Source organism: Bacillus cereus group sp. MYBKT14-1 (assembly GCF_051915185.1).
Lineage (GTDB): Bacteria > Bacillota > Bacilli > Bacillales > Bacillaceae_G > Bacillus_A > Bacillus_A cereus.
Genome location: NZ_JBQAEF010000001.1, coordinates 17,559 through 42,711 on the forward strand (window position 1 = coordinate 17,559; position 25,153 = coordinate 42,711).

Here is a 25,153-nt window from a genome sequence, read left to right on the forward strand (position 1 = left end):
TAAAACGAGCTTAATAAAATTAAGCTCGTTTTATTTATTTTGCTTAAGAAAGAAATGGAACAGTGGTATATATGATACCTGCCCCATCATACTCTCCTGTTGCAAAGTATGAAAATGTAAAGAAACCTGTAACCGTAAAAATTACAATAAGAAAAAGTGCGAAGATAAATTTTAACATGTAAGGTCCCCTCATCCAAAAATAACTTCATACATTATTATAGTATACGAATATTTTATTTCCAATTGTTTACTGGTTAAAAATGAGAAGTCAGACATGTTTTGTATGTTGTAATGGAATGATTATTTGTAATGGATTTTGTGTTTTTTGTAAATGTCATGTTGTGATGGACGTGTGCATACTCCCAATCATGATCATTAAAATTTATGTTTCGGGGAGGGAGAAGTGGGACGACATCGAACAAGTTGACGAAACGAAAGCTACTAGCTACTTGTAGTTTATAATAATTTCGAAAAGCGATATCTCCTACTTTTGGAGAAGCGAATGTATAAAGTCCATACTGTGCGAAGGCAGTATTTATACGTGCATCTAATATGTGTAATGTGGCAAGCGCGCCACCTAGACTATGCCCAGTAGCTAGCAGTTTTTTATGTGCTGGCAATGATACGAGCATATCCATAATAGAATCACGACAAGACTCATAAATAGAGAGAAAACCGTTATGGACATTTCCGCCATTTAAAGCATAAGGATAAGGTTTTTGATTGACGAGAGAATCAATAATCCAATCTGGATCTGTTTGAGTGCCTCTGAAGGCAACAATAATTGTATCCTCAGATTCTAATATAAATCCGAACCATTCTGTTGTTTGAATGGCCTTTCCTTGAAACCCTTGTACATATTGAAAACCATCTGGTATTTCGAAAATGCCATTTTGTTTATATTGTTCATACGTTAACTCACAACAAGAAGCTAACAGTATGGCAGTGTCTTTATCAAAGGATAAAGGAGTACGCATTAAGGAAGCCCTCCTTAAGAAAAAGTATAGTTCAATATATGCAGTGAGGAACTTGATTCATTCTTTTGGAGGTGGGGAATAGCTTGTATCGCTTATCTAAATCAGTGGAGGAAATTATAACGTCAAAATAAAACAGTGCCTGATAAGGGCACTGTTTACTCTTTTTCATCTCAAGGAATCGACTTTTTTAGTTATTCTTAATGAACTGACGCATGCGTTAGTTGCATAAGTAAGAGGTTTGAAAAAATAGCCTGTATATATTTGAACGATGAATAACTTACCTATTTTCTTGTGTTTGTTTACACTATATACAGAAAAATTTGAAAAACAAAACGTATTATTTATCTGTTTGTTTTTGCTTCTTTTTCAAATACTCCGTACGCAATTTTTCAAGTTGTTGCTTTTTATCAAATTTGGCAGGTTTCTGTTTTTCATGGAACTTTGCCACAGCTACCTGACTTTTGGAATCCAATTGATATTTTCCCACTTTGTTCACCTACTTTTCTTGTCTCTAAAGAGAATCTATTCAACAAATATAATATACCTTATTTTCCTGAAGTAAACCTTATTACTTTATTTTAACTGCTTTTTCTCGTTTGTAGACGTAAATTAAAACACCCTTTCACTTTAATTACTGCAAGCAAGGGTGTTTTAATTTTATTATTTTATTAGTTGATGGCCATGCCTACATAAGGGCACAGTTTACTCTTTCCCATCTAATAAACGACCAAGTCCACCTAATACACTACCTTCGCCAGTACTTTGCGCTGCTGGGCTTGTAAGGCGTGCCGCTAAGCGGCTAAGTGTTAAGGACTGAATCCAAACTGTTCCAGGACCTTCTAATGTTGCGAAGAATAAACCCTCGCCGCCAAATAGAGCTGTTTTTACTTTACCGACGAACTCGACATCATAGTTAATGTCTTTTGTCATAGCAACGAGACAACCTGTATCGATGCGAAGTTTCTCACCAGGTTTTAATTCACGTTTATATACAGTTCCACCTGCGTGCATGAAAGCAAGGCCATCACCTTCAAGTTTCTGCATGATGAAACCTTCACCACCGAAGAAACCAGTTCCTATTTTTTTCGTAAATTCAATTCCGATGGAAACACCTTTTGCGGCACAAAGAAAGGCATCTTTTTGACAAACTACTTTTCCTTGATATTCTGTTAAATCTACAGGAATAATTTTACCAGGATAAGGAGCAGCAAATGAGACGTGGCGTTTGCCGTGACCTGTATTTGTAAATACAGTCATAAACATACTTTCGCCTGTAACGAGACGTTTACCAGCCCCCATTAATTTTCCGAATAAACCTCCAGATGGGCCAGAACCATCACCGAAGATTGTTTCCATTTCTATGTAATCTTCCATCATCATCATTGCGCCAGCTTCTGCAATCACGCTCTCTTCTGGATCTAACTCAATTTCAACAAACTGCATATCATCGCCATATAACTTATACTCGATTTCGTGTGCTCTCATTTTTTTCACCTCGTATGTAATAGATACTTATATTGTACAGAATTTAATAGGATTAGAATACTTTAGTTTTGTTAATTTTCAAATAAAGTGGAACCAGCCAAAACTGATTATCAGCTCCCGCCAATCAAGCTGCCCACAAATGGCGGGATAATATATGAATATGGAAATTCAACATTATATTAAAATTATAAAAAAATGGTGGAATGAAAGTGTTCTCATTTGACGTTTTGGATATAGCGTGATATAGTGAAATCACTATTGAGCTACATAATGTGGTACGGAAATAAAGCACGTTGAATTAAAGGCTGTAAGCTTGTTATACATTCATGTCCTTTATATCCACCTTTTCATGTGGATTCATAGTTTCATTTTTATTTAGGAGGTACATGACATGCAAACAGGTAAAGTTAAATGGTTCAACAGCGAAAAAGGTTTCGGTTTCATCGAAGTTGAAGGTGGAGACGATGTATTCGTTCACTTCTCAGCTATCCAAGGTGACGGATTCAAAACTTTAGAAGAAGGTCAAGAAGTTTCTTTCGAAATCGTTGAAGGTAACCGTGGACCACAAGCTGCTAACGTTACAAAAAACTAATTAGCTAGCGATAAAAAGCATTCCGATTTTCGGAATGCTTTTTTTTATTCTTTGGAACTAGATTCATTTGAAGATAATTCACCTTTGAAGGTACGTTCTTCAAAATCATCAAGCATTTGTTCATATTCTTCATGCTCTTCTGTAGCGAAAACTTGTGGGTTTTTCCCGTACATATCCGTACCGATAAAGTTTTCAAAATCCTCCACGTAGCCTACGTTTTCTTCACTATTTACATACATGCCATTATAGTTTTTTGAATCTTGTCTTTCTAAATCAGACGGCGTTTCAGATGTTCCGTAATTTGCGACATCTTGCCACGCATCTTCCGCATCGTACTCAACAGAATTGTCCTCATCATGCTTGTGGAAAGAAGGAGACAACACTTCTTCTTCAACTGGTCGTGTATTCATATTTAACTTATTTGTCGCGTGCTGGATGCATGTTGTAGCAGTCGGCATTGCTTCCAATCTTTCAAATGGAATCTCTTCGCCAGACACTTCGCAAATGCCGTACGTACCCGCTTCTATTTTTTGCAAGGCATGTTTCGTGTCCTCAAGCTGTTTATGCCAAAGTTCAATAAGCCCGAAGTCTTTTTCCCGTTCATATAGCTCTGTAGCCATATCACCTGGATGGTTGTCATAGCTAGACAGTTCTCCTACTGAGTCACGTTCAGAAGCACGATCTGTATTTTCATGAGTTTGTATCGTTTGCTCTAGTTCTTGTTTTTGTTTTTCTAAAATGGATTTAAATTGACCTACTTGTTGTGGAGTTAACATAGTCGTCCACCTTCCTACAATTCAGTTTCTTTACATAGTATGAGCGTTGAGAGTAGGAATTATGAGATGAATTTTAGATATGAAAAAGGAGCCGCATAAGCAGCTCCTTTTATAGAAAGTATCCAAGTAATAATCCGATTCCCATTAGGAAACCGAAGATTGTATTTGTTTTTGCTGTTGCAATCATCGCAGGTACCATTTCCATCGGAATGCTTTTGCCGATAAAGCCTTTCGTCGCTTTAAATGCTTTCGGCGCACTTAAAAATACGATAAGCATCCATGGTGATACGATGCCCACGATAATTAAAGCAATTGTCCAAATGTAGGAAACGATGAACATCGAAGCAAGTACACCAACCGCTCGCTCGCGTCCAACGAGAATTGCTAACGTTTTACGACCGTTTTCTTTATCGCCATCCAAGTCACGAATATTATTGGCTAGTAAAATGGCACCAATTAAAATGGAGCTTGGAATAGATAGTAAAATGACTTCTGATGTTACAGTTCCAGTTTGAATAAAGAATGAAATCCCGATAATAATGACACCCATAAATAATCCGGCTGTCAACTCTCCAAATGGTGTATATGCAATTGGAAGTGGGCCACCTGTATAAAGGTAAGCAACGGCCATACAAACAAGACCGATTGCAGCAAGCCACCAGCTAGAATTTATACAAATATAAACACCTAATAGTATTGCGATGCCGAAAAATCCAAATGCTAAGTTAAGCACTGTTTTTGGCTGAATGCCATCGCGAACGATAGCGCCGCCGATACCAACTGAACCTTCGTGATCGAGTCCTCTTTTATAATCAAAGTATTCATTAAACATGTTTGTTGCTGCTTGAATGAGAAGACAAGCAAGAAGCATCATAAGGAAAAGAGGAAGATGTATTTGATTTATACCTCCGACCTGCATCGAATATGCTGTTCCGATGAAAACAGGCACGAAGGCTGCTGTTAATGTATGGGGACGTAGTAAACTCCACCAGATGCGCCAGCCTGTTTGCTTACTTGGCTTTGGCGCCGTAGGAGAGGAATTCGTTTCGACGTTCATTTCCATGTTGAATCCTCCTTTGGTCACATATTGTACACAACTAAGTGTAGAAAAAGCATCATTTAGTGTCAACGTTTATTTTCTAGGAAGAGAAGGTGGATTTCTCAGAAATGCTAAACGTTGACAGGCCTTTCGTTTGAGGTGTATCTTAAAATCAAGCGTAATTATGACTATTTTTCGCCCATAGGGGGGAGACAATTGTGATTCAAACGAAACAAAAAGGCTTGCAAGAAGTTCTTATTGCAGCCATCAAGCGTGCAACTAACGAAAAAACATTAGTTAGTTTTGTAAAACAAATAGACTGGGTGGATCCGCTTCTGTTCTATGCAGCAGGAAAAAGGATTTCATTCGAAAATAGATGTTATTTTGCAGATCCGGCTCAGCGTGTAATATTTGCAGGAATTGGCTCTGTTTTCACTATAGCAAATTCTTCTCATAAGCGCTTTCAAACCGCTCGCGACGAGTGGGAGAAAGTAAGAGAGAATGCATTTGTCCAAAGAGATGAATATGAATTTGGAACGGGTCCGCTTTTATTTGGTGGTTTTTCCTTTGATCCAGAAAAAGAGAAAACGGACCTATGGAAAGAGTTTAAAGATACGACATTTTCACTACCAGCATTTTTATTAACTGTAAAAAATGAAAAAGCATGGTTAACGATGAATACATTTGTTTCAGCAGCAGATTGTGCAGAAACTCTTTATAACGAAATGATTTCTTTAGAAGAGAAAATTTTGGGAGAGAGTAAATGTGCGCTAAACGGATCGAAATTGACTGTTATTTCTAAAGTGGAAGTGGATCCGAAAGGCTGGATGAAAGCAATTGAAAAAGTACAAGATGAGATGAAGCAGGGGAACGTGCAGAAGGTTGTATTGGCGAGGGAACTAAAAGTAGAGGTGAATCATTCGATTGATTCTGCTCTTGTTTTAGAAGCACTTCGTATTGGTCAACCGGATTGTTACGTATTTTCTTTTGATTATAAAGGAGCATGCTTCTTAGGAGCGACGCCTGAGAGATTAATTCGCAAAGAAGATGAGAAATTTACATCGATGTGTCTCGCGGGTTCAATCGGTCATGGTCATTCTATAGAAGAAAGTAAGCGAAATAGTAATGCGCTTCTTCATGATGAAAAGAATTTAGCTGAACATGGGTATGTTGTTAACATGATCCGCTCGGTACTAAATGAACATTGCAAATACGTTAATATTCCGGAAAGCCCAGGTTTATTAACAACGAAAAACCTAATTCACTTATATACGCCTGTAGAAGCAAAAGGCGATGCGAGTCTTTTAACAATGGTAGAAGAATTACATCCAACACCAGCTCTTGGCGGGACCCCTCGTTTGGAAGCGATGAAACTGATTCGTGATGTTGAATTGTTAGACAGAGGGTTGTATGGTGCACCGATTGGCTGGATAGATGATGAAGGAAATGGTGAATTTGCGGTTGCGCTGCGCTGCGGATTATTAAACGGCGAGAAAGCATCCTTATTTGCCGGTTGTGGTATTGTAATTGATTCAGTCCCACAGCTTGAATATGAAGAAACCAGTTTGAAGTTTAGACCGATGCTTGGTGCTTTGGAGGAATTAATGAAATGAACAATCATATAGAAGCATTATCATATTATTTAGGCGCGTTCGTGGATGAACTGACGCGTCTAGATGTATGTGATGTTGTCATTAGTCCAGGCTCACGGTCAACGCCGATTGCTTTACTAATGGAACAACACGAAGGAATGAACACATATTTACATGTAGATGAAAGATCAGCAGGATTTTTCGCGCTCGGTATTGCGAAAGCAAAAAAACGCCCAGTAGCATTATTATGTACGTCAGGAACAGCAGCAGCGAACTATTATCCAGCTGTATGTGAAGCTTTTCATTCAAGGGTCCCGCTTATCGTCTTAACAGCGGATAGACCGCATGAATTAAGAGATGTGGGTGCACCACAAGCAATGAATCAATTTAATTTATACGGTACTTTTGTGAAACAATTTACAGAGATGGCACTGCCAGAAGCAAGTGAAGCGATGTATCATTACGCTCGTATGACGACGCAGCGTATAGTAGCAAATGCTTGTTTAGCGCCGCAGGGTCCTGTTCATCTTAATTTTCCAGTTCGCGAGCCACTTATACCTGATTTCTCACTAGAAAGCTTATGGGATAAAGGACGTAGTGAATATACAGGAGTAGTTCAACAAGGAAACGCGGTGATGCCGAGTGAATATGTAGATTCTCTTGTAGGGCGCCTTTCACATATGGAAAAGGGGCTTATTATTTGTGGAGATGATAGTCATGCAGAAATCGCAAAGTTTGCAACGCAACTAGCTGAAAAAACTGGCTATCCTATATTAGCAGACCCACTTTCTAATATTCGTAGCGGACACCACGATAAAACGATGGTAATTGACTGTTACGATACATTTTTACGAAATGAACAGTTAAAAGAAACGTGGAAACCGGACGTTTTAATTCGCTTTGGTGGTATGCCTGTTTCTAAATCATTAACCCAGTTCATAAAAAAACAAACGAAAGCAGTTCATATCGTTGTCGATGAATCAGGACAATGGAGAGATCCAGCTCTTGTTGCGACAGAAGTTGTGCAAGCAAGTGACATTGAATTCTGCAAGGCATTAATAGAAAAAATGCCAGTTATGAAAAAGAATGATTGGTCCCTAATGTGGCAACATATAAACGAAAAAACGAAGGAAACGCTTCGTGAAATGGAAACATATGAAACTGCATTTGAAGGAAAGGTTATTACAGATATTGTGCGCGTATTACCAGAAGACGCAACGTTATTTGCGAGCAATAGTATGCCAATTCGTGATACAGACTCATTCTTCTTCACATCGGATAAAAACATCCATGTGATGGCAAACCGTGGTGTAAATGGTATTGATGGAATCATTTCGACAGCTCTAGGAGCAAGCGTTATTTGCGATCCACTTGTATTAGTAATTGGTGATTTATCATTTTATCACGATTTAAACGGGCTGTTAGCAGCGAAATTACATGAATTAAACATAACAATTGTCGTTGTAAATAATGATGGTGGGGGTATTTTCTCATTCTTACCACAGTATGAGAAAAAGGAACATTTTGAATCATTATTTGGAACACCAATTGGACTTGATTATGAGCATGTTGTCAAAATGTACGGCGGTTCATTTAGCCGTGTAAATGGTTGGGAGCAATTCCGAGAAGAAGTTCGAAAAGGAACGACGACAGAAGGTTTACACGTTGTGGAAATTTGTACGAATCGTGATGAAAACTTAACATTGCACCGTACGTTATGGGCAAAAACACAGGACGTAATTACTACATCGTTGCAAGGTGAATCAAAATGAACGTAACGCTGCAAGGTGTATCGTATGAATATGAAGTAGTCGGAAGCGGGGAACCACTTCTACTTCTTCATGGTTTTACGGGAAGCATGGAAACGTGGCGTTCTTTTATCTCTTCATGGAGTGAGCAGTTTCAAGTTATTGTAGTTGATCTTGTTGGGCACGGAAAGACGGAGAGTCCTGAAGATGTTGCGCATTATGATATCCGAAATGTGGCATTGCAAATGAAAGAACTATTAGATTACCTTCATATTGAAAAAGCACATATACTTGGCTATTCAATGGGCGGTAGATTGGCGATTACGATGGCATGTCTATATCCAGATTATGTACACTCTCTTTTATTAGAAAATTGTACAGCTGGGCTCGAAAACGAAGCAGATAGAAAAGAACGTCGTGAAAAAGATGATCGACTTGCCGATAAAATTGAGCGAGAAGACATAGAAAGTTTTGTATCCATGTGGGAAAATATTCCGCTTTTTGAAACGCAAAAACGTTTAGCACAAAACGTACAAGAAGCGGTGCGAAAAGAACGGCTTGCTAACAACCCAAAAGGGCTCGCAAATAGCTTGCGCGGCATGGGAACTGGGGCTCAGCCTTCATGGTGGGATGAGCTGAAAAACTTAAAAATACCTGTTCTTTTAATGAACGGAGAATATGATGAAAAGTTCTTCCGCATATTAAAAAACATCGAAAAATGCGTGTCTGATGCGAAATTTGTCAAAATTCATGGTGCTGGCCATGCAATTCATGTGGAACAACCGGAAAAGTTTGATACAATAGTAAAGGGATTTCTAAAAACTATGCAGTGATACTTTTTTCAGCAAGAAGGAAGCCACGCTTATAGGTGAAATCAGAAATATACAAGGAGGTAGTTGTAATGGGTATTGAATGGGTAAAAGAAGGCAATTACGAAGATATTATTTATTCAACATACAATGGTATCGCAAAAATTTCGATTAACCGTCCTGAAGTACATAACGCATTCCGTCCAAAAACGGTAATGGAGTTAATCGACGCTTTTGCACAAGCTCGTGATGATGCAAATGTTGGCGTTATCATTTTAACAGGTGAAGGTGGACGTGCATTCTGTTCTGGCGGCGACCAAAAAGTTCGCGGTCATGGCGGATATGTAGGTGACGACCAAATCCCACGTCTAAACGTATTAGACTTACAACGTCTAATTCGCGCAATTCCTAAACCAGTTATCGCAATGGTAGCAGGTTATGCAATCGGTGGAGGACACGTACTTCATATCGTATGTGACTTAACAATCGCTGCAGACAACGCTGTATTCGGACAAACAGGTCCTAAAGTAGGAAGCTTTGACGGTGGATACGGAGCTGGTTACTTAGCTCGTATGGTAGGCCACAAGAAAGCTCGCGAAATTTGGTACCTATGCCGTCAATATAGTGCTGGGGAAGCACTTGATATGGGCTTAGTAAACACTGTAGTACCATTAGAAGAGCTTGAAGCAGAAACAGTACAATGGGCACAAGAAATTTTAGCAAACAGCCCAATGGCACTTCGTTTCCTAAAAGCTGCATTCAACGCAGACACAGACGGTCTAGCTGGTATTCAACAACTAGCTGGAGATGCAACGTTATTGTACTACACAACTGACGAAGCAAAAGAAGGTCGTGACGCGTTCAAAGAAAAACGCAGTCCGGACTTCGGTCAATTCCCTCGTTTCCCGTGATCAAACCAAAAGCGGAAGCGGCTCGCCAATAAAGTGAGACGCAACGAAAAGGTCAAACCGGAAACAAAACAACTAAGAGACTTGATATCATATCAAGTCTCTTTCTTTCATGAAAGGAGAATGAATGATGGAGACGATGCCAAATTGGTTAATGCAACGTGCATTTTTAACACCAGATCGCACTGCAATTGAAATAGAGGAAGAGAAAGTTACTTTTGTGCAGCTGCATGAAAAAGTAGTATCTGTTTGTGAACACCTCACGCATGTTGGAGTGGAGCGAGGGCAAAAGGTGGCTGTTCTGATGAAAAATGGTATGGAGATGATTACAGTTATTCACGCCCTATCTTATGTAGGTGCAGTAGCTGTGCTTTTAAATACGCGTCTTTCAAGAGAAGAGCTACTTTGGCAAATGGATGATGCTGAAGTTGTTTGTTTAGTAACGGATCAAGATTTTGATGCTAAAGATGTTCCTGTTTATTCATTCGCCGAAGTGATGAATGGACCAAAAGAGGAAGCCTCTATACAAGAAGAGTTTTCTTTAGAAGAAGCGATGACAATTATTTATACGTCTGGGACGACAGGCAAACCGAAAGGCGTTATTTTAACGTACGGCAATCATTGGGCAAGCGCAGTCGGTTCGTCGCTTAATTTAGGACTTCGTGATGATGATTGCTGGTTAGCTTGTATGCCGATGTTCCATGTTGGCGGGCTATCTCTTTTAATGAAAAATATTATGTACGGCATGCGCATTTTACTCGTTCCGAAATATGATGCTGATTTTATTCATAAGGCACTTCAAACGAGAGGCGTTACGATTATTTCTGTCGTTTCTAAAATGTTAACTGATTTATTAGAGAGACTTGGGGCAGAGACATATCCATCTTCTTTACGATGTATGTTACTTGGCGGAGGACCAGCGCCGAAACCGTTATTAGAAACGTGTGTAGATAAAGGAATTCCTGTATATCAAACGTACGGTATGACAGAAACGTCTTCGCAAATTTGTACGTTATCCGCGGATTACATGTTAACAAAAGTAGGGTCAGCCGGGAAACCACTATTTCAGTGCCAACTTCGTATTGAAAAAGATGGCGTAGTAGTACCGCCGTTAGTAGAAGGCGAGATCGTAGTAAAAGGACCGAACGTAACAGGCGGTTACTTTAACCGTGAAGATGCGACGCGAGAGACTATTCAAAACGGATGGCTTCATACTGGCGACCTCGGTTATTTAGACGAAGAAGGGTTTTTATACGTATTAGATCGCCGCAGTGATTTAATTATTTCTGGCGGAGAGAATATATACCCAGCTCAAATTGAAGAAGTGTTACTCTCCCATCCGGCAGTAGCGGAAGCTGGCGTTGTCGGTATGTCTGACGACAAATGGGGACAAGTACCAGCTGCTTTTGTTGTGAAAAGCGGGGCGGTAACAGAAGAAGAAATTCTTCATTTTTGCGAGGAGAAGTTAGCGAAATATAAAGTGCCGAAGAAAGCATGTTTCTTAGAGGAATTACCACGTAACGCTTCGAAAAAATTGTTAAGACGAGAGTTAAGACAATTAGTGGAGGAGATGTAGGTGGAAATAAAAAAAGCGACACTGTATATAACGGAAATGCCACTCGTAATCCCGTTTGCTGCAAGCTACGGGACTTACGAAAAGCGTGAGAGTATCGTTATTGAATTAGAGGATACGGACGGGTACATTGGATTTGGGGAAGTCGTTGCATTCTCTGAACCGTGGTATACGGAAGAAACGGTGAAGACAGCGCTGCATGTACTGCAAGACTTTTTAATACCTGATTTATTAAAGACTGAAATTTCTCATCCGAATGAGGTGCCGGGTCTATTTCAACATATAAAAAGAAACCGAATGGCAAAAGCCGGAATAGAGGGGGCTGTTTGGGATTTATATGCGAAGCGTCAAAAGAAATCGCTAGCGACAGTACTTGGCGGAACTAGTCATGAAATTGAAGTCGGCGTTGTAATTGGCCTTAATACGATTCCAGTTATGTTAAAACAAATCGAGAAGTACGCGGAAGAAGGATACGAGCGTTTTAAAGTGAAAATAAAGCCAGAGCATGATTACGAATTATTGAAAGAGATTCGTAAAGAGTTCCCAGGTATCCCGTTAATGGCTGATGCAAACTCAGCATATACATTAGGGGATACGGAGAGGCTGAAACGACTAGATGAATTCCAATTAATGATGATTGAACAACCGTTAGCGGATTACGATTTTCTTGATCACGCGGAATTGCAAAAGAAAATTGAAACGCCGATTTGTTTAGATGAAAGTATTCATAGTTTAGAAGATGCACGCGTTGCGATTACGCTTGGCAGCTGCCAAATTGTGAACATTAAACCAGGGCGAGTGGGCGGATTAACAGAATCAATCCAAATCCATAATTATTGTATGGAACATAACGTACCCGTTTGGTGCGGTGGTATGGTAGAGATGGGGATTTCACGAGCGCAAAATGTTGCTCTTGCGTCATTGCCTAACTTTACGATTCCAGGAGATATATCTGCTTCTAGTAGACATTGGGAGCAGGATATTATTTGGCCGGAAGTGATGCTTGAGGGCGGGAAAGTGATGGTGCCGCAAAGCGTTGATGCTGAGTATGAAGTAGATCGCGGAAGATTGGAAGAAATTACGAAGCAGCGGATTGTGTTTGAGCGGTAAATGGAAGTTTCATTAGGATGCCCGCAAATAGCGAGAGGATTTTGTCGTTCATTGTCGGTAAGTCGATATATTTCAATAATTGCTGATATAATTTGAGTTACGGTCGATATAATTGGAAAATCGCTGATATAATTTTATTTACCAAGGTTACTCTAACGAGTAGCCTTTTTGTATTGTACAAATTGGATAGACTAGTTTACAATCGAGCGTATAAAAATGGAATGAAAAAGGGGGAGTAAAATGAAGCGCATTTCAATTTTAATAGCGGATGACGAGGCAGAAATTGCTGATTTAATTGAGATACATTTAGAAAAAGAAGGGTACCATGTTGTGAAGGCAGCGGATGGGGAAGAGGCGGTTCATATTATTGAAACGCAGCGAATCGATTTAGTGGTTTTAGATATTATGATGCCAAAAATGGATGGGTATGAAGTGACGCGTCAAATTCGGGCGAAGCACCATATGCCAATCATTTTCTTAAGTGCGAAAACGTCTGATTTTGATAAGGTGACAGGTCTTGTGCTAGGCGCAGATGATTATATGACGAAACCTTTTACACCGATTGAATTAGTTGCACGTGTAAATGCACAATTACGCCGATTTCTTACGTTAAATCAGCCGAAAGTAGCGGAGAATAAATCTGCTTTAGAGGTAGGCGGAGTCGTGATTGATCCTGAGCGAAGAACGGTAAATGTGTACGGAGAACAAGTTGAATTAACACCGAAAGAGTTCGATATTTTATATTTATTAGCGAGTCACCCGAAGAAAGTGTACAATGTGGAAAATATTTTTCAGCAAGTATGGGCAGATGATTATTATGAAGGCGGAAATACAGTTATGGTACATATTCGTACGTTGCGGAAAAAACTTGGGGAAGATAAAAGAAAGGATAAATTAATAAAAACAGTGTGGGGAGTAGGTTATACTTTTAATGGCTAATATGATGAAAAGTTTTCGATTTAAAATGATTGCCTTATTTGCGTTAAGTATGGTGCTTGCAGCAACTGTAACTTATATAATTTATAAAGGATTGCAGCTGTATTATAAAACGATGGTTCGCTACGAAGAGCCTTTAGCACAATTTAGGTCAATGGTAAGGGAATTTGGAGACATTAACTTCTTTTTAATTTTCTTTATTCCGTTATCTATTATCTTTTTCTTCTTTTTGACAAAACCGTATTTAAAATACTTTGATGAAATTTCTAATGGGATTCATCATCTTGCGAACGGTAACTTTACGAATAAAGTTCAAGTTTCATCAAATGATGAGTTTGGAAATATCGCGCGTGAAATAAATGTTGCAAGTGAAAAGTTAAAAGAAGCTGTTGAAAGAGGAGATTTTGCTGAAAGTAGTAAAGATCAGCTCGTTGTGAATTTAGCTCATGATTTAAGAACACCATTAACATCCGTGTTAGGATATTTAGATTTAATTCTTAAAGATGAAAATTTAACAAAAGAACAAATTAAACATTTCTCCACAATTGCATATACAAAATCGCAAAGACTGGAAAGTTTAATTGATGAGCTATTTGAAATTACACGTATGAATTATGGCATGCTAAAACTAGATAAAAAGCCGATTGATATAAGTGAGTTGCTTATACAGTTAGAGGAGGAATTGTATCCGTTATTAGAAAAACATCATTTAGAAGCTAGATTGAATGTGGATCCTCATTTACCGATGCACGGTGATGGAAAATTGTTAGCTAGAGTATTTGAAAACTTGTTAACAAATGCCGTTCGTTACGGGTATGATGGACAATTTGTTGATATGAATGGGTATGTTGATAATGGAGAAGTTGTCGTACAAATTATGAATTACGGAGATAGCATCCCGGAAGAAGATTTACCGTATCTTTTTGATATGTTTTATACAGGTGATAAAGCAAGAACTGAGAACCGTGGCGGGACAGGCCTTGGACTATTCATTGCGAAAAATATTGTCGAGCAACATAACGGTACGATTTCTGCTGAGAGTAATGTAGTTAGAACAATGTTTGAAGTGCGATTGCCAAAAGACGAGAACGTAACAATTTAATAAAAATTTAAACTTTACCCCACTTTTTATTTTAATAGTTTTTTCTATTCTATACGTAAGTTACGTTAAGGAGGAACTAGAAATGAAAAAGTGGGTATTTATTTCTTTTTTTATAGCATGCACAGTATGTGTAGGCGTTTATATATCACCGTTATTTCAAAAGGAAATCGATGTTAAAATTGTCGGGAAAGATGAGCTAGTAAAGGCGGCAAACACTGAGAGGAAAGAGATTACGAAGGAACAAATTTATAAGGGTGATTTATTATTAGTTAACAGGGATTATCCAGTTAAAAAAGATAGCATTAGGTCTGATATTATAAATGTAAATCATAATAGTGAATTAGTGAGAGGCTATGTAATATTTGATAGGAATCTTCGTTTATCAAAGGATGTTGTGAAAAAGTTTTTGAACGTTGTCGATGCGGCTGGAAAAGAAAGTGTTAACCATTTTTTGATTAGTAGTGGTTATAGAGATTTCCAAGAGCAAAAACAGCTATATGAAAAAATGGGATCTGATTATGCACTTCCAGCAGGATACAGTGAACATAATTTAGGATTATCACTGGACATTGGGTCTACTCAAAAGAAAATGGAGAAAGCGCCTGAAGGAAAATGGATTGAAGAGAACGCATGGAAGCATGGCTTTGTATTACGTTATCCGAAAAATAAAAGTAACATTACAGGCATTCAATATGAGCCATGGCATATACGTTATGTAGGCTTACCTCATAGCGCAATTATGCAAAAAAAGAATTTCACACTAGAGGAATATTTAGAGTTTTTAAAAGAGGAAAAAGAGGTTTCAACTGAAGTAGAAGGTAAGAAATATACTGTTTCTTATTATAAAGTTTCTGAGAATACGAAAGTGAACGTTCCAGCAAACAAGCAGTATGAAATTTCCGGGAACAATATGGATGGGGTTATTGTGACGGTTCAGGAATAGAGAAAAAGGCTGTGCCATTTGGGACAGCCTTTTCTTATATAAGAAAGGAAGTGACGTTTTTTGTCGGTAAATCGATATTCTTTGTCGAATCGTTAATATATTATAAGTTATGATAGATATAATTGAAAAATCGTTGATATATTGTAAGTTATGATAGATATATTCAAAAAATCGTTGATATAATTTCCTATACTATTAGCATTTTGGAGGAGCATCTTTTTATTCGCTTTTAAACATTATAACGTTATATTTACTTCTCCCTTTTTTTGTGTTACGCTAAACGTGTGAAAGAGACATAAAATGAAACTTTAATGTAAGCGTATTCTTACGGCTTCTTATAGAAAAGGGTGGAAGTACAATGACAGAACGATTCGTACTACGTAATGTGAAACGTGTGAACGGGGAAGAGATTGACATTGTAATTGAAAATAATAAAATTGCACAGGTGACGAAAGCTGGTGCTGGTGAGGGTGGAAAGGTTCTTGATTACTCTGGTACTTACGTATCGAGTGGCTGGATTGATTTACACGTTCATGCTTTTCCAGAGTTTGATCCGTATGGCGATGAAGTGGATGAAATTGGTGTTAAGCAAGGGGTAACGACAATTGTTGATGCGGGTAGCTGCGGAGCTGATCGCATTGCAGATTTAGTAAAAAGTAGAGAACAGGCAAAGACAAATTTATTTGCCTTTTTAAATATTTCTCGCATCGGTTTGAAACGAATTGATGAATTATCCAATATGGAATGGATAGATAAAGAGAAAGTGATAGAAGCAGTAGAAAAGTATAAAGATGTAATCATTGGGTTAAAGGCGAGAATGAGTAAAAGCGTCGTTTGTGATAGTGGAATTGAACCGCTGCATGTAGCGCGCTCTTTATCCCGTGAAACATCATTACCGATTATGGTACATATCGGTTCAGCGCCTCCTCGCATTGAGGAAGTTGTACCTCTTTTAGAAAAAGATGATGTTATTACACATTACTTAAACGGGAAAGAAAATAATTTATTTGATGAAGAAGGCAAACCACTACCTGTGTTACTAGATGCAGTGAATCGCGGCGTACATTTAGATGTTGGTCACGGTAATGCTAGTTTTTCTTTTAAAGTAGCAGAAGCAGCGAAGCGTCACGGTATTGCCTTTCATACAATTAGTACAGATATTTACCGAAAGAACCGTATACACGGTCCAGTGTATAGTATGGCTCACGTTCTTTCGAAATTCCTTTACTTAGGTTATCCGCTAGAAGAAGTGATTGATGCGGTTACGAAAAATGCGGCAGAGTGGCTTAAGAAACCAGAGCTTGGCCGTATTCAAGAAGGCGATATTGCAAACTTAACTTTATTTACGGTGAAAGATGAGAAGATTACGTTAATCGATTCAGAAGGGGACCAGCGCATTGCTAAAAAAAGAATTGATACAAAAGGGGTTGTAATTAATGGGTCATTCATTGAATGCTAAGTACGGATTAAAAAGAGTAATTAATGCGAGCGGTAGAATGAGTATTTTAGGTGTATCTGCTCCTACAGATACAGTAATGGATGCGATGAAACATGGTGGACAAAATTATGTGGAAATTGCTGATTTAGTAGATAAAGCAGGAGACCATATTGCGAGAATTCTAGATTCAGAGGCAGCGGTCGTTGTGAATTCAGCATCGAGCGGAATTGCGCTTTCTATCGCTGGTATCGTTACAGAAGGAAATCGCCGTAAAAGTGAAAGACTTCATCAAGAAGTAATCGCGAAAAACGAAGTGATTATGTTAAAAGGTCATAACGTTCAATACGGTGCTCCTGTTGAAACGATGATTTACTTAGGCGGCGGTAAACTTGTAGAAGTTGGCTATGCAAATGAAGGGAAAGCAGAGCATATTGAAGATGCAATTGGTGAAAATACAGCAGCGATTCTGTATGTGAAATCACATCATGCAGTGCAAAAAAATATGATTTCTGTTGAAGAAGCATGGGAAGTTGCGCAGCGAAATAAAGTACCGCTTATCGTGGATGCAGCAGCTGAAGAAGACATTCAAAAATATGTGAAGTATTCAGATCTTGCTATTTATAGCGGTTCAAAGGCGATTGAAGGACCTACTTCTGGTATTGTTGGCGGGAAACGAAAATATATTGAGTGGCTGAAAGTGCAATTACATTGCATTGGAAGAAGTATGAAGGTTGGGAAAGAAACAACTTTTGGTTTACTTCAAGCACTTGATGAGTACGGAGTAAAAGAAGATAAGAGCGAGCAAGAAAAAGAATTGCTACAAGTACTTATGCCGCTAAAAGAATTAAATGGTGTAAATGTAACGATCGTTCAAGATGAAGCTGGAAGAGCAATCTTTCGAGCTCGTATTCATATTAACGAGAAAGAATTAAATAAATCAGCAAAAGATGTTGTGACTGCATTACGCGAAGGGGAAATTGCCATTTATACACGTGATTACGGAGTAAGACAAGGATTCTTTGATATTGATCCACGTCCACTTCAAGGTGATGACATACATGTGATTGAAGAAAAATTGAGAGAAATTGTAGGGGGAAACTAAAATGACAAACATTCAAAAACGTTTTTATAAAGGCCGCGTAGCATTAAATGTATTGGCAAACAATATCCAAAATGCGAAAGATATTTTTGAAGCAGCAGAAGGATATGTAGTAGTAGGTGTTTTATCAAAAGATTATGCAACTGTAGAAGAAGCTGTTACAGCGATGAAAGCATACGGAAAAGAAATTGATGACGCTGTATCAATCGGACTAGGCGCAGGAGATAATCGCCAAGCGGCAGTTGTGGCTGAAATTGCGAAGCATTATCCTGGTAGCCATATTAACCAAGTGTTTCCTTCAGTTGGAGCGACACGTGCAAATCTTGGCGAAAAAGATAGCTGGATTAATAGTTTAGTATCGCCAACAGGAAAAGTAGGTTACGTAAATATTTCTACTGGCCCAATTAGTGCGGCTGGAGAAGAAAAAGCAATCGTTCCAATTAAAACAGCGATTGCACTTGTACGTGATATGGGCGGAAATTCATTGAAGTACTTCCCGATGAAAGGGCTAGCCTATGAAGAAGAATATCGTGCAGTTGCGAAAGCTTGTGCGGAAGAAGGATTCGCATTAGAGCCAACAGGCGGAATTGATAAAGAAAACTTCGAAACAATTGTACGTATTGCGCTTGAGGCAAATGTAGAGCAAGTTATCCCGCACGTGTACTCTTCTATTATTGATAAAGAAACTGGTAACACGAAAGTAGAAGATGTGCGTGAATTATTAGCAGTCGTGAAGAAGCTAGTTGATCAATATGCGTAAGAAAATTGCAGCGTTCGGCGAAGTAATGATGCGCCTGCAAGTACCTGGATATGAATTGTTGTCGCAAGCTAACACGTTAAATTACTCATTTTCAGGTACAGGTGTGAACGTTGCAGCGGCACTTTCTCACTTAGGGCATGAAGGGCTTCTTATTTCAACTTTACCGGAAAATTCGGTTGGAGATGCAGCTGTATCTTACATTCAAAAGTTAGGAATTCAAACTTCTCTTGTTTCAAGAGGTGGTAAATATGTAGGTATGTATTTTTTAGAAAATGGATTCGGTGCACGTGCAAGCCGCGTTACGTATTCGAATCGACTAGAAAGTAGCTTCAATACGGCGTCTGAAGAGATATACCAATTTGAAGAAATTGCTAAGGAAATTGATATCGTTCATTTTTGCGGTATTACACTTGCGATGAATGATACGGTGCGCCATCATATGAAGTCTTTAGCGAGAGCAGTTAAAGAAAACGGAGGAACCGTCGTTTTTGATTGTAATTATCGTCCATCACTTTGGGGAGAAGACGGATATGAACAGGCAAAACCGCATTATGAAGAAATGCTGGGACTTGCTGATATCGTTATGATGAACGAAAAAGATGCAATGTTTGTTTTAGGAATAAAAACCGAAGAAACGGAGCGAGAGGCGCAACTTGTTGATCTTATTCCAAAGGTAGCTGAAACGTATCATATCGCTACAATCGCTGGTACTCATCGCTCTATTAACAGTGATAATACACATTCGCTTCGCGGGTTTATATGTAAAGATGGAATGTTCACTTTTGCAAAAACACTTACGTTTTCTGTATATGATAGAATAGGTGCTGGAGATGCTTATACGAGCGGAATTATTCATGGCGAGATAAAGGAGTTCGCACCAGAGAAAGCTGTTTCATTTGCGTCAGCAGCTGGAATGCTAGCACATACAATCGTCGGTGATACGCCAATGTCATCAGAGAAGGATATACTTCGGGCAATGACGGCATCAGTAGGTGATGTAGAAAGGTAGTGGGTGTAACGGTGAACGTAACGAGAAAAAAAGGACCATTATATTTGCAAATAAAAAATATTATTCGTGATCGAATATTGCATGGTGTATATGCGATTCATACGAATATCCCTTCCGAACCGCAGTTAGAAGAAGAGTTCAAAGTGAGTAAAATTACAGTGCGAAATGCGATTAAAGAACTCGCTCAAGAAGGATATTTGGAAAAGAAAAGCGGTAAAGGAACGAAAGTCATCCGCAATACTTCTGCGACAAAACTGTCAAAGGGTAAGAAATTTACTGAAGTGTTAGTGGAAGAAGGATATAAAGTACAGAAGAAATTGCTAAAAGCAGAAATTGTGCAGAATGAAGAAGGAACAGTGCCATTTCGATTATTCGGTAAGGAGAGTTTTCGTATTGAACGTTTATATACGTTAAATGATGCACCGTACATTCATTATACGCACTATTTCTCAGCAGGAATGGCAAGTTCAGATTTATCGGATTTTGACTTGCAATCGCTTTATGATTTAGTTGAAGACCGAGGTATTCATTTAGAAAACTTCAGAGATGAATTCGCAGTTGGACTCGCGCCTAGTTTCGTTGCAGAAGCGCTAGGTGAAAAAGAGGGGACAGCGCTATTAAAACGCATGCGTTATTCTTACGATGAAGTTGGCGAAGTAATTGAATATAGCGAAGGCTACTACAATACAGAAATGCAGCATTATGTAGTGAATTATGACGTATAAAAAAGAGGGGATTTTCCCTCTTTTTTTATAAAGTAAGGAGAATGGGAGATGGATATATACTTATTAATTGTCACGTTACTTGCAATTGCGATTGTTATTTTAGGGGTATCATGGTGGAAATGGCATGCATTTATTAGTTTAACAGTTGCGAGTTTGTTTTTAGCTATCATGTCTGGACTGAACTTAACGAAAATAGTGACTGCCTATGAAACTGGTGTTGGTAGTGTACTAGGGCATTTAGTTGGTATTTTAGCTCTCGGAACAATTTTAGGGAAAATGATGTCCGATTCAGGGGCCGGCATGCAAGTGGCAGATTTCTTTATTCGATTTTTCGGTGTAAAGAAACTACCTTGGGCTATGTTATTTGCAGGATTTGTTATAGGGATTCCAGTGTTTTTTGAAGTGGGGATCGTCATTTTATTACCACTTGTTATTTCCATTCGAAAAACGACGAAGCAAAATATATTATTAATTGCGTTACCTGTCATTGCAGGATTATCTATTGTTCACGGGCTCGTGCCTCCGCATCCAGGGGCGATGACAGCAATCGGTATTTATAACGCGAACTTAGGAAAGGTACTTTTATATTCATTAATTATCGCGTTACCAACAGCCATTATCGCAGGACCGATATTTGCAAAGTGGGTACATAAAAGGGTGATACCTGAAAATGAACCAGAGCTTATTCGGGTTACGACTGTCTCAACTGATTTGCCAAGTCGTAAAGTTTCATTCTTTATTATTTTACTACCAGTTGTATTGATGATTTTATCAGTAGTTGCACCATATATTTCATTACCGAAAAAATTGACTGAATTTTTCGTATTTATAGGAAGTCCAGTAATCGCCTTACTTATTTCATGTTTCGCAGCATTTTATTTACTTGGTATCAAACAAGGTATTAATAAAAAGATGATTAAAAAATTAACAGATGAAAGTTTATTGCCTGTCGGTTCTATTATTTTAATAATTGGTGCAGGCGGTGGATTTAAACAAATATTAATTGAAAGCGGCGTTGGAACAGCTATTGCACAAATGGCAGAACATATTTCGTTATCACCAATCGTATTAGCTTTCATGGTAGCTGGTTTAATTCGAATTGCAACAGGTTCAGCTACAGTAGCATTAACGACAGCAGCAGGGATTGTTTCACCAGTTATTCAGCACATGTCTGGTGTGAATTTAGAGCTTCTCGTTATTGCAACCGGTGCAGGTTCATTAATGTTTTCTCACGTAAATGATGCAGGGTTCTGGCTTGTAAAAGAGTATTTAGGTTTGACGGTGAAGGAAACGTTTAAAACGTGGACGGTACTCGAGACATTGTTATCATTTATTGCATTTGGTTTTGCTCTTTTGTTGAATATGTTTCTTTAAAAGATACCTAAATAGGTATCTTTTTTTTGATTAAGCCCAATTCCTAAAACAAGCCCGTTTTTAGGTAAGCCAAGCTTCCTATTCGCCCTGAAAACATAATATAAATGGAATCCCCTCATTTAGAGCAAGGTGAACTTGTTATGAATGATACTGAAGGAGGAATAGGGTAATGAGCGAAAAGTGTGAACACAGACATGATGATTGTAACCGCAGACATGGTTGCGGAGGCGGTTTTGCGCTTCTAATCGTATTGTTTATTTTATTAATTATCATCGGTGCTAGCTGCTTCGGCGGAGGCGGCGGTTGTGGCTATGGTGGTTATGGCGGTTATGCTGGCGGCTACGGCGGATATTGCTGCTAATTATTAAAAACTATTGAAAATAGCCTTGTGCATATTGCACAAGGCTATTTTATTCATATTTTTATATGCTGTGATAATTTATTAATGTAAAGAGAACGGATTAAGAAGAAGAAAATGATCTCGATAATCCCGAAAAAGGTGAGTACGATACATGTCTCTTTTAATAAGGAGAAAGAAAACATGCTTTGTAAAAACTTAACCGCAAATAATGTGTGAACACCAGCAACGATATAAGGAACGAAAAATAAAATTCCTAATTGAATCGTTGCAGAGCGAAACATTTCTGATTCAGTTAAGCCAAGCTTTGTAATCGTAATATACTTTTGTCTTTCAGTTGTTAAGTCATTATACATACGGAAATATAAAACACTAGCTGCTCCGATAAAGAAAATAAAGCCGAGAAATGCCCAAATAAAGAATTGAGCGACTGCATTTCCTTTACTATGAACGAGTTCATCCGTAGCTGTATAAATATAAAATGGTTTAATGAAATCTTCTTCATTTTTATGTGCTTCATACAAGGTTTCTGCATCATGATTTAAGCTTTTTAATATATTTTTTGTTGGGACAATTGCATTTTCCCAATTTTCCACGAAGTAGTTATAGACTGTAATTGTTTCAATATGAGGAATCATATTTTCAATTACTTCATCTTGCATCACAATTAAGTGAGGTAATGCAAAGGGAGGCTCAATTCCTCTATTAATAAAACCTTTAATTTGAAATTCCTTTTTATTAGAGCCAAGTGTAATCGTGTTCTGCTTCGCAAATGGGTTAGACACGAGATTTAATAACACTGGTGAATAGCGAGAAATATTATAAACTTGTGAAGAATCGAGAGTGATTTTTGGTCTGTTTAATTGCTGTGCTATTGCGTTATAATCACTCATTTTCATAATGGCAATTGATTCTTTTGAAGCTGTATCTTTTAAAACGGTAAACTTATATTTGTCATATTGAAAATTAGCATTTGTAAGTTCAGTTTCAATCGTAGTAATATGCTTTTGTTCAAATACATTAACACCTTCTGATGTATAGGTGAATGGTATTGGATATCGTTCTAGTATGGGTGCTTTCGTATTATTGTTTGCAGCAAATAACCCGATAATAATTGTAAATGCAAGTGCAGATAGCATAGAAACAATAAAGAGTACATTAATATTACTGCGTGTACGAGAAACTAAATCTGAAATCCATAACATATTTATTTGTTTTAAATAAAACTTTCTTCGTTTCTTTAAAATATAGATAAAGAGAAGAAATGTTTGTGAAAAAAATAAATACGTCCCAACTACTACAAGCGGTAAAATAGATAGCATAATTAAGAATACAGATCCATTTTGTGCATTTTTTTCCGTTATGTAGCCTTGCGGATAACCAGCAATATAATAGCATAGTCCTAAACAAGTTAAAGCAAATAGTGAAATCAGTATAGATGGTTTTTTTTCGCTCTTCTCTTTGTTAACGCCCTTAATAAGCTTCGTTGTTTTTCGAGTACGAATAAACATTGGTGTAAATGTAGAAACGATTAAAAATAAGATGATAAACGTTACGGTTGTAACGATAATCGCTTCTGTTGGCCAATATAAATAGAGACCTTTCGCGTTTGTTAATTTCGAAGTGACTAATAAGAAAAAGTTAGAAAATACAAGTCCACCTTGAATGCCGATAAAGATAGACAATATCCCGATTATCATATTTTCAGTAAATAACAGTCTCTTTAATTGTCTCTGTGAGATACCGAGAATGGTGAGTATCCCGAATTGGTGCTTCCGTACATTTAAAAATGTTCCAATTGAATATAAGAGAAAGAAGAACGAGAACATAACAATCACAAGCTGTGCTGTACTAGCTAAGTTCATTAGAGGATCACGTTCTTGGAAACTTTGTACACTTTGTAACCGCGGGTGATACGCGTATACAGTAAATGAAAAGAAAACCATGATAGAAAACGCACTACTTACAAAGTAGGCGAAATATGCTTTCGAATTACGTGAGACATTTTTAAATGCGAATTGCCAAAATGTCATCCACGTCTTCCTCCTAATAATGCTAAAACATCTAATATTTCTTGATAAAATTTCTCACGGTACAATCCGCGGTGTAGTTCATTGTAAAGCTCTCCATCTTTAATGAAAATAACACGGTTACAATAACTTGCTGCAAACGGATCGTGCGTAACCATTAAAATCGTTGCATCTTCTTCTTTATTTAATTTCGTAAATAGCTCCATTACGTCAATTGCCGCTTTTGAATCTAAGTTTCCTGTCGGTTCATCGGCAAGTAGAAGTGAAGGATGATGAATGACAGCACGTGCTACTGCGGTACGCTGTGCTTGTCCCCCGGAAACTTCAAAAATACGCTTGTCCAAAATATGATCAATTCCAAGCTTTTTTGAAATGTTATCAAGCTTTTCATCCATTTCTTTTAATGGAACATTATCTAATGTTAAAGGTAGTACGATATTTTCACCGATTGTTAGTGTATCTAGTAGGTTAAAGTTTTGGAAAACAAATCCTAACTCTTGGCGGCGGAAAATAGCTAACTTCTCTCTACGAAATGTGTGCGGTTTTTTTCCGTTAATCACGACATCACCAGAAGTCGGAGAATCGATTGTAGAGATAACGTTTAAAAATGTAGATTTCCCGCTACCAGATGGTCCCATAATGGCAACGAATTCACCTTTATCCACGTGTAAATTTATATTTTTTAAAGCAGTATGAGGGACTTTTCCCTCATATACTTTTGAGACGTTTTTTATGTGTAATACTTCTTCCATAGTAATCACCTTTCTACT

25 protein-coding genes are annotated in these 25,153 nt (G+C 38.0%); 17 read left to right on the plus strand and 8 right to left on the minus strand.

What is annotated here, in order from left to right; all coding sequences use genetic code 11:
• Positions 1-43 precede the first annotated feature (43 nt).
• The 4 genes from ACTFO4_RS00165 to ACTFO4_RS00180 form a co-directional block, all read right to left on the minus strand.
• A complete protein-coding gene (locus ACTFO4_RS00165) occupies positions 44-178 on the minus strand; it encodes a hypothetical protein (protein WP_000911075.1) in 135 nt (44 codons plus the stop codon).
• 76 nt (positions 179-254) lie between these two features.
• Positions 255-977, minus strand: coding sequence for a lipase family protein (locus tag ACTFO4_RS00170; protein ID WP_001260111.1), 723 nt, complete (start codon positions 975-977; stop codon positions 255-257).
• Between the two features lie 337 nt (positions 978-1,314).
• Positions 1,315-1,464 (minus strand): hypothetical protein, encoded by a 150-nt coding sequence (locus tag ACTFO4_RS00175; protein WP_000521639.1) that lies wholly within the window; start codon positions 1,462-1,464, stop codon positions 1,315-1,317.
• A 215-nt stretch (positions 1,465-1,679) separates the two neighbouring features.
• Positions 1,680-2,462, minus strand: a complete 783-nt coding sequence (locus ACTFO4_RS00180) for a TIGR00266 family protein (RefSeq protein ID WP_001201257.1) — start codon at positions 2,460-2,462, stop codon at positions 1,680-1,682.
• 391 nt (positions 2,463-2,853) lie between these two features.
• On the opposite strand from ACTFO4_RS00180, the gene cspD reads away from it, so the two are divergent.
• A complete protein-coding gene (gene cspD / locus ACTFO4_RS00185; RefSeq protein WP_001193054.1) occupies positions 2,854-3,054 on the plus strand; it encodes a cold-shock protein CspD in 201 nt (66 codons plus the stop codon).
• Positions 3,055-3,098: 44 nt separating this feature from the next.
• Here the strand turns inward: cspD and ACTFO4_RS00190 are convergent, their stop codons facing one another.
• Both ACTFO4_RS00190 and ACTFO4_RS00195 read right to left on the minus strand, forming a co-directional pair.
• The gene (locus tag ACTFO4_RS00190) at positions 3,099-3,830 is read right to left on the minus strand and encodes a yteA family sporulation protein (protein ID WP_000957396.1); all 732 of its coding nucleotides are present in this window, start codon (positions 3,828-3,830) and stop codon (positions 3,099-3,101) included.
• Between the two features lie 109 nt (positions 3,831-3,939).
• Entirely contained in the window at positions 3,940-4,893 is a 954-nt protein-coding gene (locus ACTFO4_RS00195) for a 1,4-dihydroxy-2-naphthoate polyprenyltransferase (protein ID WP_000425762.1), read from the minus strand.
• Positions 4,894-5,087: 194 nt separating this feature from the next.
• On the opposite strand from ACTFO4_RS00195, the gene ACTFO4_RS00200 reads away from it, so the two are divergent.
• The 16 genes from ACTFO4_RS00200 to ACTFO4_RS00275 all read left to right on the plus strand — a co-directional run bounded on the left by ACTFO4_RS00200 (position 5,088) and on the right by ACTFO4_RS00275 (position 22,356).
• Positions 5,088-6,482, plus strand: coding sequence for an isochorismate synthase (locus ACTFO4_RS00200; RefSeq protein WP_000616741.1), 1,395 nt, complete (start codon positions 5,088-5,090; stop codon positions 6,480-6,482).
• Positions 6,479-8,233 carry a 2-succinyl-5-enolpyruvyl-6-hydroxy-3-cyclohexene-1-carboxylic-acid synthase gene (menD, locus tag ACTFO4_RS00205; RefSeq protein ID WP_440013328.1) on the plus strand — a complete coding sequence of 585 codons (1,755 nt, stop codon included), beginning with the start codon at positions 6,479-6,481 and terminating at the stop codon, positions 8,231-8,233. Before ACTFO4_RS00200 ends, menD begins: the two co-directional genes overlap by 4 nt.
• Positions 8,230-9,042: a 2-succinyl-6-hydroxy-2,4-cyclohexadiene-1-carboxylate synthase gene (menH, locus tag ACTFO4_RS00210; RefSeq protein WP_440013326.1), complete on the plus strand. Its 813-nt coding sequence runs from the start codon at positions 8,230-8,232 to the stop codon at positions 9,040-9,042. Before menD ends, menH begins: the two co-directional genes overlap by 4 nt.
• Positions 9,043-9,110: 68 nt before the next feature.
• A complete protein-coding gene (gene menB / locus ACTFO4_RS00215; protein WP_440013324.1) occupies positions 9,111-9,929 on the plus strand; it encodes a 1,4-dihydroxy-2-naphthoyl-CoA synthase in 819 nt (272 codons plus the stop codon).
• Between the two features lie 127 nt (positions 9,930-10,056).
• Entirely contained in the window at positions 10,057-11,502 is a 1,446-nt protein-coding gene (locus ACTFO4_RS00220; protein WP_440013322.1) for an o-succinylbenzoate--CoA ligase, read from the plus strand.
• The gene (menC, locus tag ACTFO4_RS00225; protein WP_440013319.1) at positions 11,503-12,609 is read left to right on the plus strand and encodes an o-succinylbenzoate synthase; all 1,107 of its coding nucleotides are present in this window, start codon (positions 11,503-11,505) and stop codon (positions 12,607-12,609) included.
• Between the two features lie 240 nt (positions 12,610-12,849).
• Positions 12,850-13,548, plus strand: coding sequence for a response regulator transcription factor (locus tag ACTFO4_RS00230; protein ID WP_017674562.1), 699 nt, complete (start codon positions 12,850-12,852; stop codon positions 13,546-13,548).
• A complete protein-coding gene (locus ACTFO4_RS00235; protein ID WP_017674561.1) occupies positions 13,541-14,647 on the plus strand; it encodes a sensor histidine kinase in 1,107 nt (368 codons plus the stop codon). The genes ACTFO4_RS00230 and ACTFO4_RS00235 overlap by 8 nt, the downstream gene beginning before the upstream one ends.
• 82 nt (positions 14,648-14,729) lie before the next feature.
• Positions 14,730-15,590, plus strand: coding sequence for a M15 family metallopeptidase (locus tag ACTFO4_RS00240; protein WP_017674560.1), 861 nt, complete (start codon positions 14,730-14,732; stop codon positions 15,588-15,590).
• A gap of 358 nt (positions 15,591-15,948) precedes the next feature.
• Entirely contained in the window at positions 15,949-17,049 is a 1,101-nt protein-coding gene (locus ACTFO4_RS00245; protein WP_078187172.1) for an amidohydrolase/deacetylase family metallohydrolase, read from the plus strand.
• Positions 17,027-18,130, plus strand: a complete 1,104-nt coding sequence (locus tag ACTFO4_RS00250) for a DgaE family pyridoxal phosphate-dependent ammonia lyase (protein WP_149149983.1) — start codon at positions 17,027-17,029, stop codon at positions 18,128-18,130. The genes ACTFO4_RS00245 and ACTFO4_RS00250 overlap by 23 nt, the downstream gene beginning before the upstream one ends.
• A gap of 1 nt (position 18,131) precedes the next feature.
• Entirely contained in the window at positions 18,132-18,887 is a 756-nt protein-coding gene (dagF, locus tag ACTFO4_RS00255) for a 2-dehydro-3-deoxy-phosphogluconate aldolase (RefSeq protein ID WP_017674557.1), read from the plus strand.
• Entirely contained in the window at positions 18,880-19,896 is a 1,017-nt protein-coding gene (locus ACTFO4_RS00260; RefSeq protein WP_017674556.1) for a sugar kinase, read from the plus strand. The genes dagF and ACTFO4_RS00260 overlap by 8 nt, the downstream gene beginning before the upstream one ends.
• Positions 19,896-20,621 carry a GntR family transcriptional regulator gene (locus ACTFO4_RS00265; protein WP_000539278.1) on the plus strand — a complete coding sequence of 242 codons (726 nt, stop codon included), beginning with the start codon at positions 19,896-19,898 and terminating at the stop codon, positions 20,619-20,621. Before ACTFO4_RS00260 ends, ACTFO4_RS00265 begins: the two co-directional genes overlap by 1 nt.
• Before the next feature lie 48 nt (positions 20,622-20,669).
• Positions 20,670-21,995 (plus strand): gluconate permease GntP, encoded by a 1,326-nt coding sequence (gene gntP, locus ACTFO4_RS00270; RefSeq protein ID WP_000356166.1) that lies wholly within the window; start codon positions 20,670-20,672, stop codon positions 21,993-21,995.
• A gap of 169 nt (positions 21,996-22,164) precedes the next feature.
• On the plus strand, positions 22,165-22,356 hold the full coding sequence (locus tag ACTFO4_RS00275; protein WP_001290392.1) for a YjcZ family sporulation protein: 192 nt from the start codon (positions 22,165-22,167) through the stop codon (positions 22,354-22,356).
• Between the two features lie 53 nt (positions 22,357-22,409).
• Here the strand turns inward: ACTFO4_RS00275 and ACTFO4_RS00280 are convergent, their stop codons facing one another.
• Positions 22,410-24,386 carry an FtsX-like permease family protein gene (locus tag ACTFO4_RS00280; RefSeq protein ID WP_410987705.1) on the minus strand — a complete coding sequence of 659 codons (1,977 nt, stop codon included), beginning with the start codon at positions 24,384-24,386 and terminating at the stop codon, positions 22,410-22,412.
• On the minus strand, positions 24,383-25,135 hold the full coding sequence (locus ACTFO4_RS00285) for an ABC transporter ATP-binding protein (RefSeq protein ID WP_000393250.1): 753 nt from the start codon (positions 25,133-25,135) through the stop codon (positions 24,383-24,385). Before ACTFO4_RS00285 ends, ACTFO4_RS00280 begins: the two co-directional genes overlap by 4 nt.
• Positions 25,136-25,153 lie beyond the last annotated feature (18 nt).

What these genes read in the sequence shown, in the direction of transcription:
- ACTFO4_RS00245 (WP_078187172.1), top strand. Translation starts at nt 15,949, where the DNA reads ATGACAGAACGATTCGTACTACGTAATGTGAAACGTGTGAACGGGGAA.
- menB (WP_440013324.1), top strand. Translation starts at nt 9,111, where the DNA reads ATGGGTATTGAATGGGTAAAAGAAGGCAATTACGAAGATATTATTTAT.
- ACTFO4_RS00280 (WP_410987705.1), bottom strand. Translation starts at nt 24,386, where the DNA reads ATGACATTTTGGCAATTCGCATTTAAAAATGTCTCACGTAATTCGAAA.
- menD (WP_440013328.1), top strand. Translation starts at nt 6,479, where the DNA reads ATGAACAATCATATAGAAGCATTATCATATTATTTAGGCGCGTTCGTG.
- ACTFO4_RS00235 (WP_017674561.1), top strand. Translation starts at nt 13,541, where the DNA reads ATGGCTAATATGATGAAAAGTTTTCGATTTAAAATGATTGCCTTATTT.
- gntP (WP_000356166.1), top strand. Translation starts at nt 20,670, where the DNA reads ATGGATATATACTTATTAATTGTCACGTTACTTGCAATTGCGATTGTT.
- ACTFO4_RS00275 (WP_001290392.1), top strand. Translation starts at nt 22,165, where the DNA reads ATGAGCGAAAAGTGTGAACACAGACATGATGATTGTAACCGCAGACAT.
- ACTFO4_RS00190 (WP_000957396.1), bottom strand. Translation starts at nt 3,830, where the DNA reads ATGTTAACTCCACAACAAGTAGGTCAATTTAAATCCATTTTAGAAAAA.
- ACTFO4_RS00240 (WP_017674560.1), top strand. Translation starts at nt 14,730, where the DNA reads ATGAAAAAGTGGGTATTTATTTCTTTTTTTATAGCATGCACAGTATGT.
- ACTFO4_RS00165 (WP_000911075.1), bottom strand. Translation starts at nt 178, where the DNA reads ATGTTAAAATTTATCTTCGCACTTTTTCTTATTGTAATTTTTACGGTT.
- ACTFO4_RS00285 (WP_000393250.1), bottom strand. Translation starts at nt 25,135, where the DNA reads ATGGAAGAAGTATTACACATAAAAAACGTCTCAAAAGTATATGAGGGA.
- ACTFO4_RS00220 (WP_440013322.1), top strand. Translation starts at nt 10,057, where the DNA reads ATGGAGACGATGCCAAATTGGTTAATGCAACGTGCATTTTTAACACCA.
- ACTFO4_RS00230 (WP_017674562.1), top strand. Translation starts at nt 12,850, where the DNA reads ATGAAGCGCATTTCAATTTTAATAGCGGATGACGAGGCAGAAATTGCT.
- ACTFO4_RS00250 (WP_149149983.1), top strand. Translation starts at nt 17,027, where the DNA reads ATGGGTCATTCATTGAATGCTAAGTACGGATTAAAAAGAGTAATTAAT.
- dagF (WP_017674557.1), top strand. Translation starts at nt 18,132, where the DNA reads ATGACAAACATTCAAAAACGTTTTTATAAAGGCCGCGTAGCATTAAAT.
- ACTFO4_RS00180 (WP_001201257.1), bottom strand. Translation starts at nt 2,462, where the DNA reads ATGAGAGCACACGAAATCGAGTATAAGTTATATGGCGATGATATGCAG.
- cspD (WP_001193054.1), top strand. Translation starts at nt 2,854, where the DNA reads ATGCAAACAGGTAAAGTTAAATGGTTCAACAGCGAAAAAGGTTTCGGT.
- ACTFO4_RS00170 (WP_001260111.1), bottom strand. Translation starts at nt 977, where the DNA reads ATGCGTACTCCTTTATCCTTTGATAAAGACACTGCCATACTGTTAGCT.
- ACTFO4_RS00195 (WP_000425762.1), bottom strand. Translation starts at nt 4,893, where the DNA reads ATGGAAATGAACGTCGAAACGAATTCCTCTCCTACGGCGCCAAAGCCA.
- menH (WP_440013326.1), top strand. Translation starts at nt 8,230, where the DNA reads ATGAACGTAACGCTGCAAGGTGTATCGTATGAATATGAAGTAGTCGGA.
- ACTFO4_RS00260 (WP_017674556.1), top strand. Translation starts at nt 18,880, where the DNA reads ATGCGTAAGAAAATTGCAGCGTTCGGCGAAGTAATGATGCGCCTGCAA.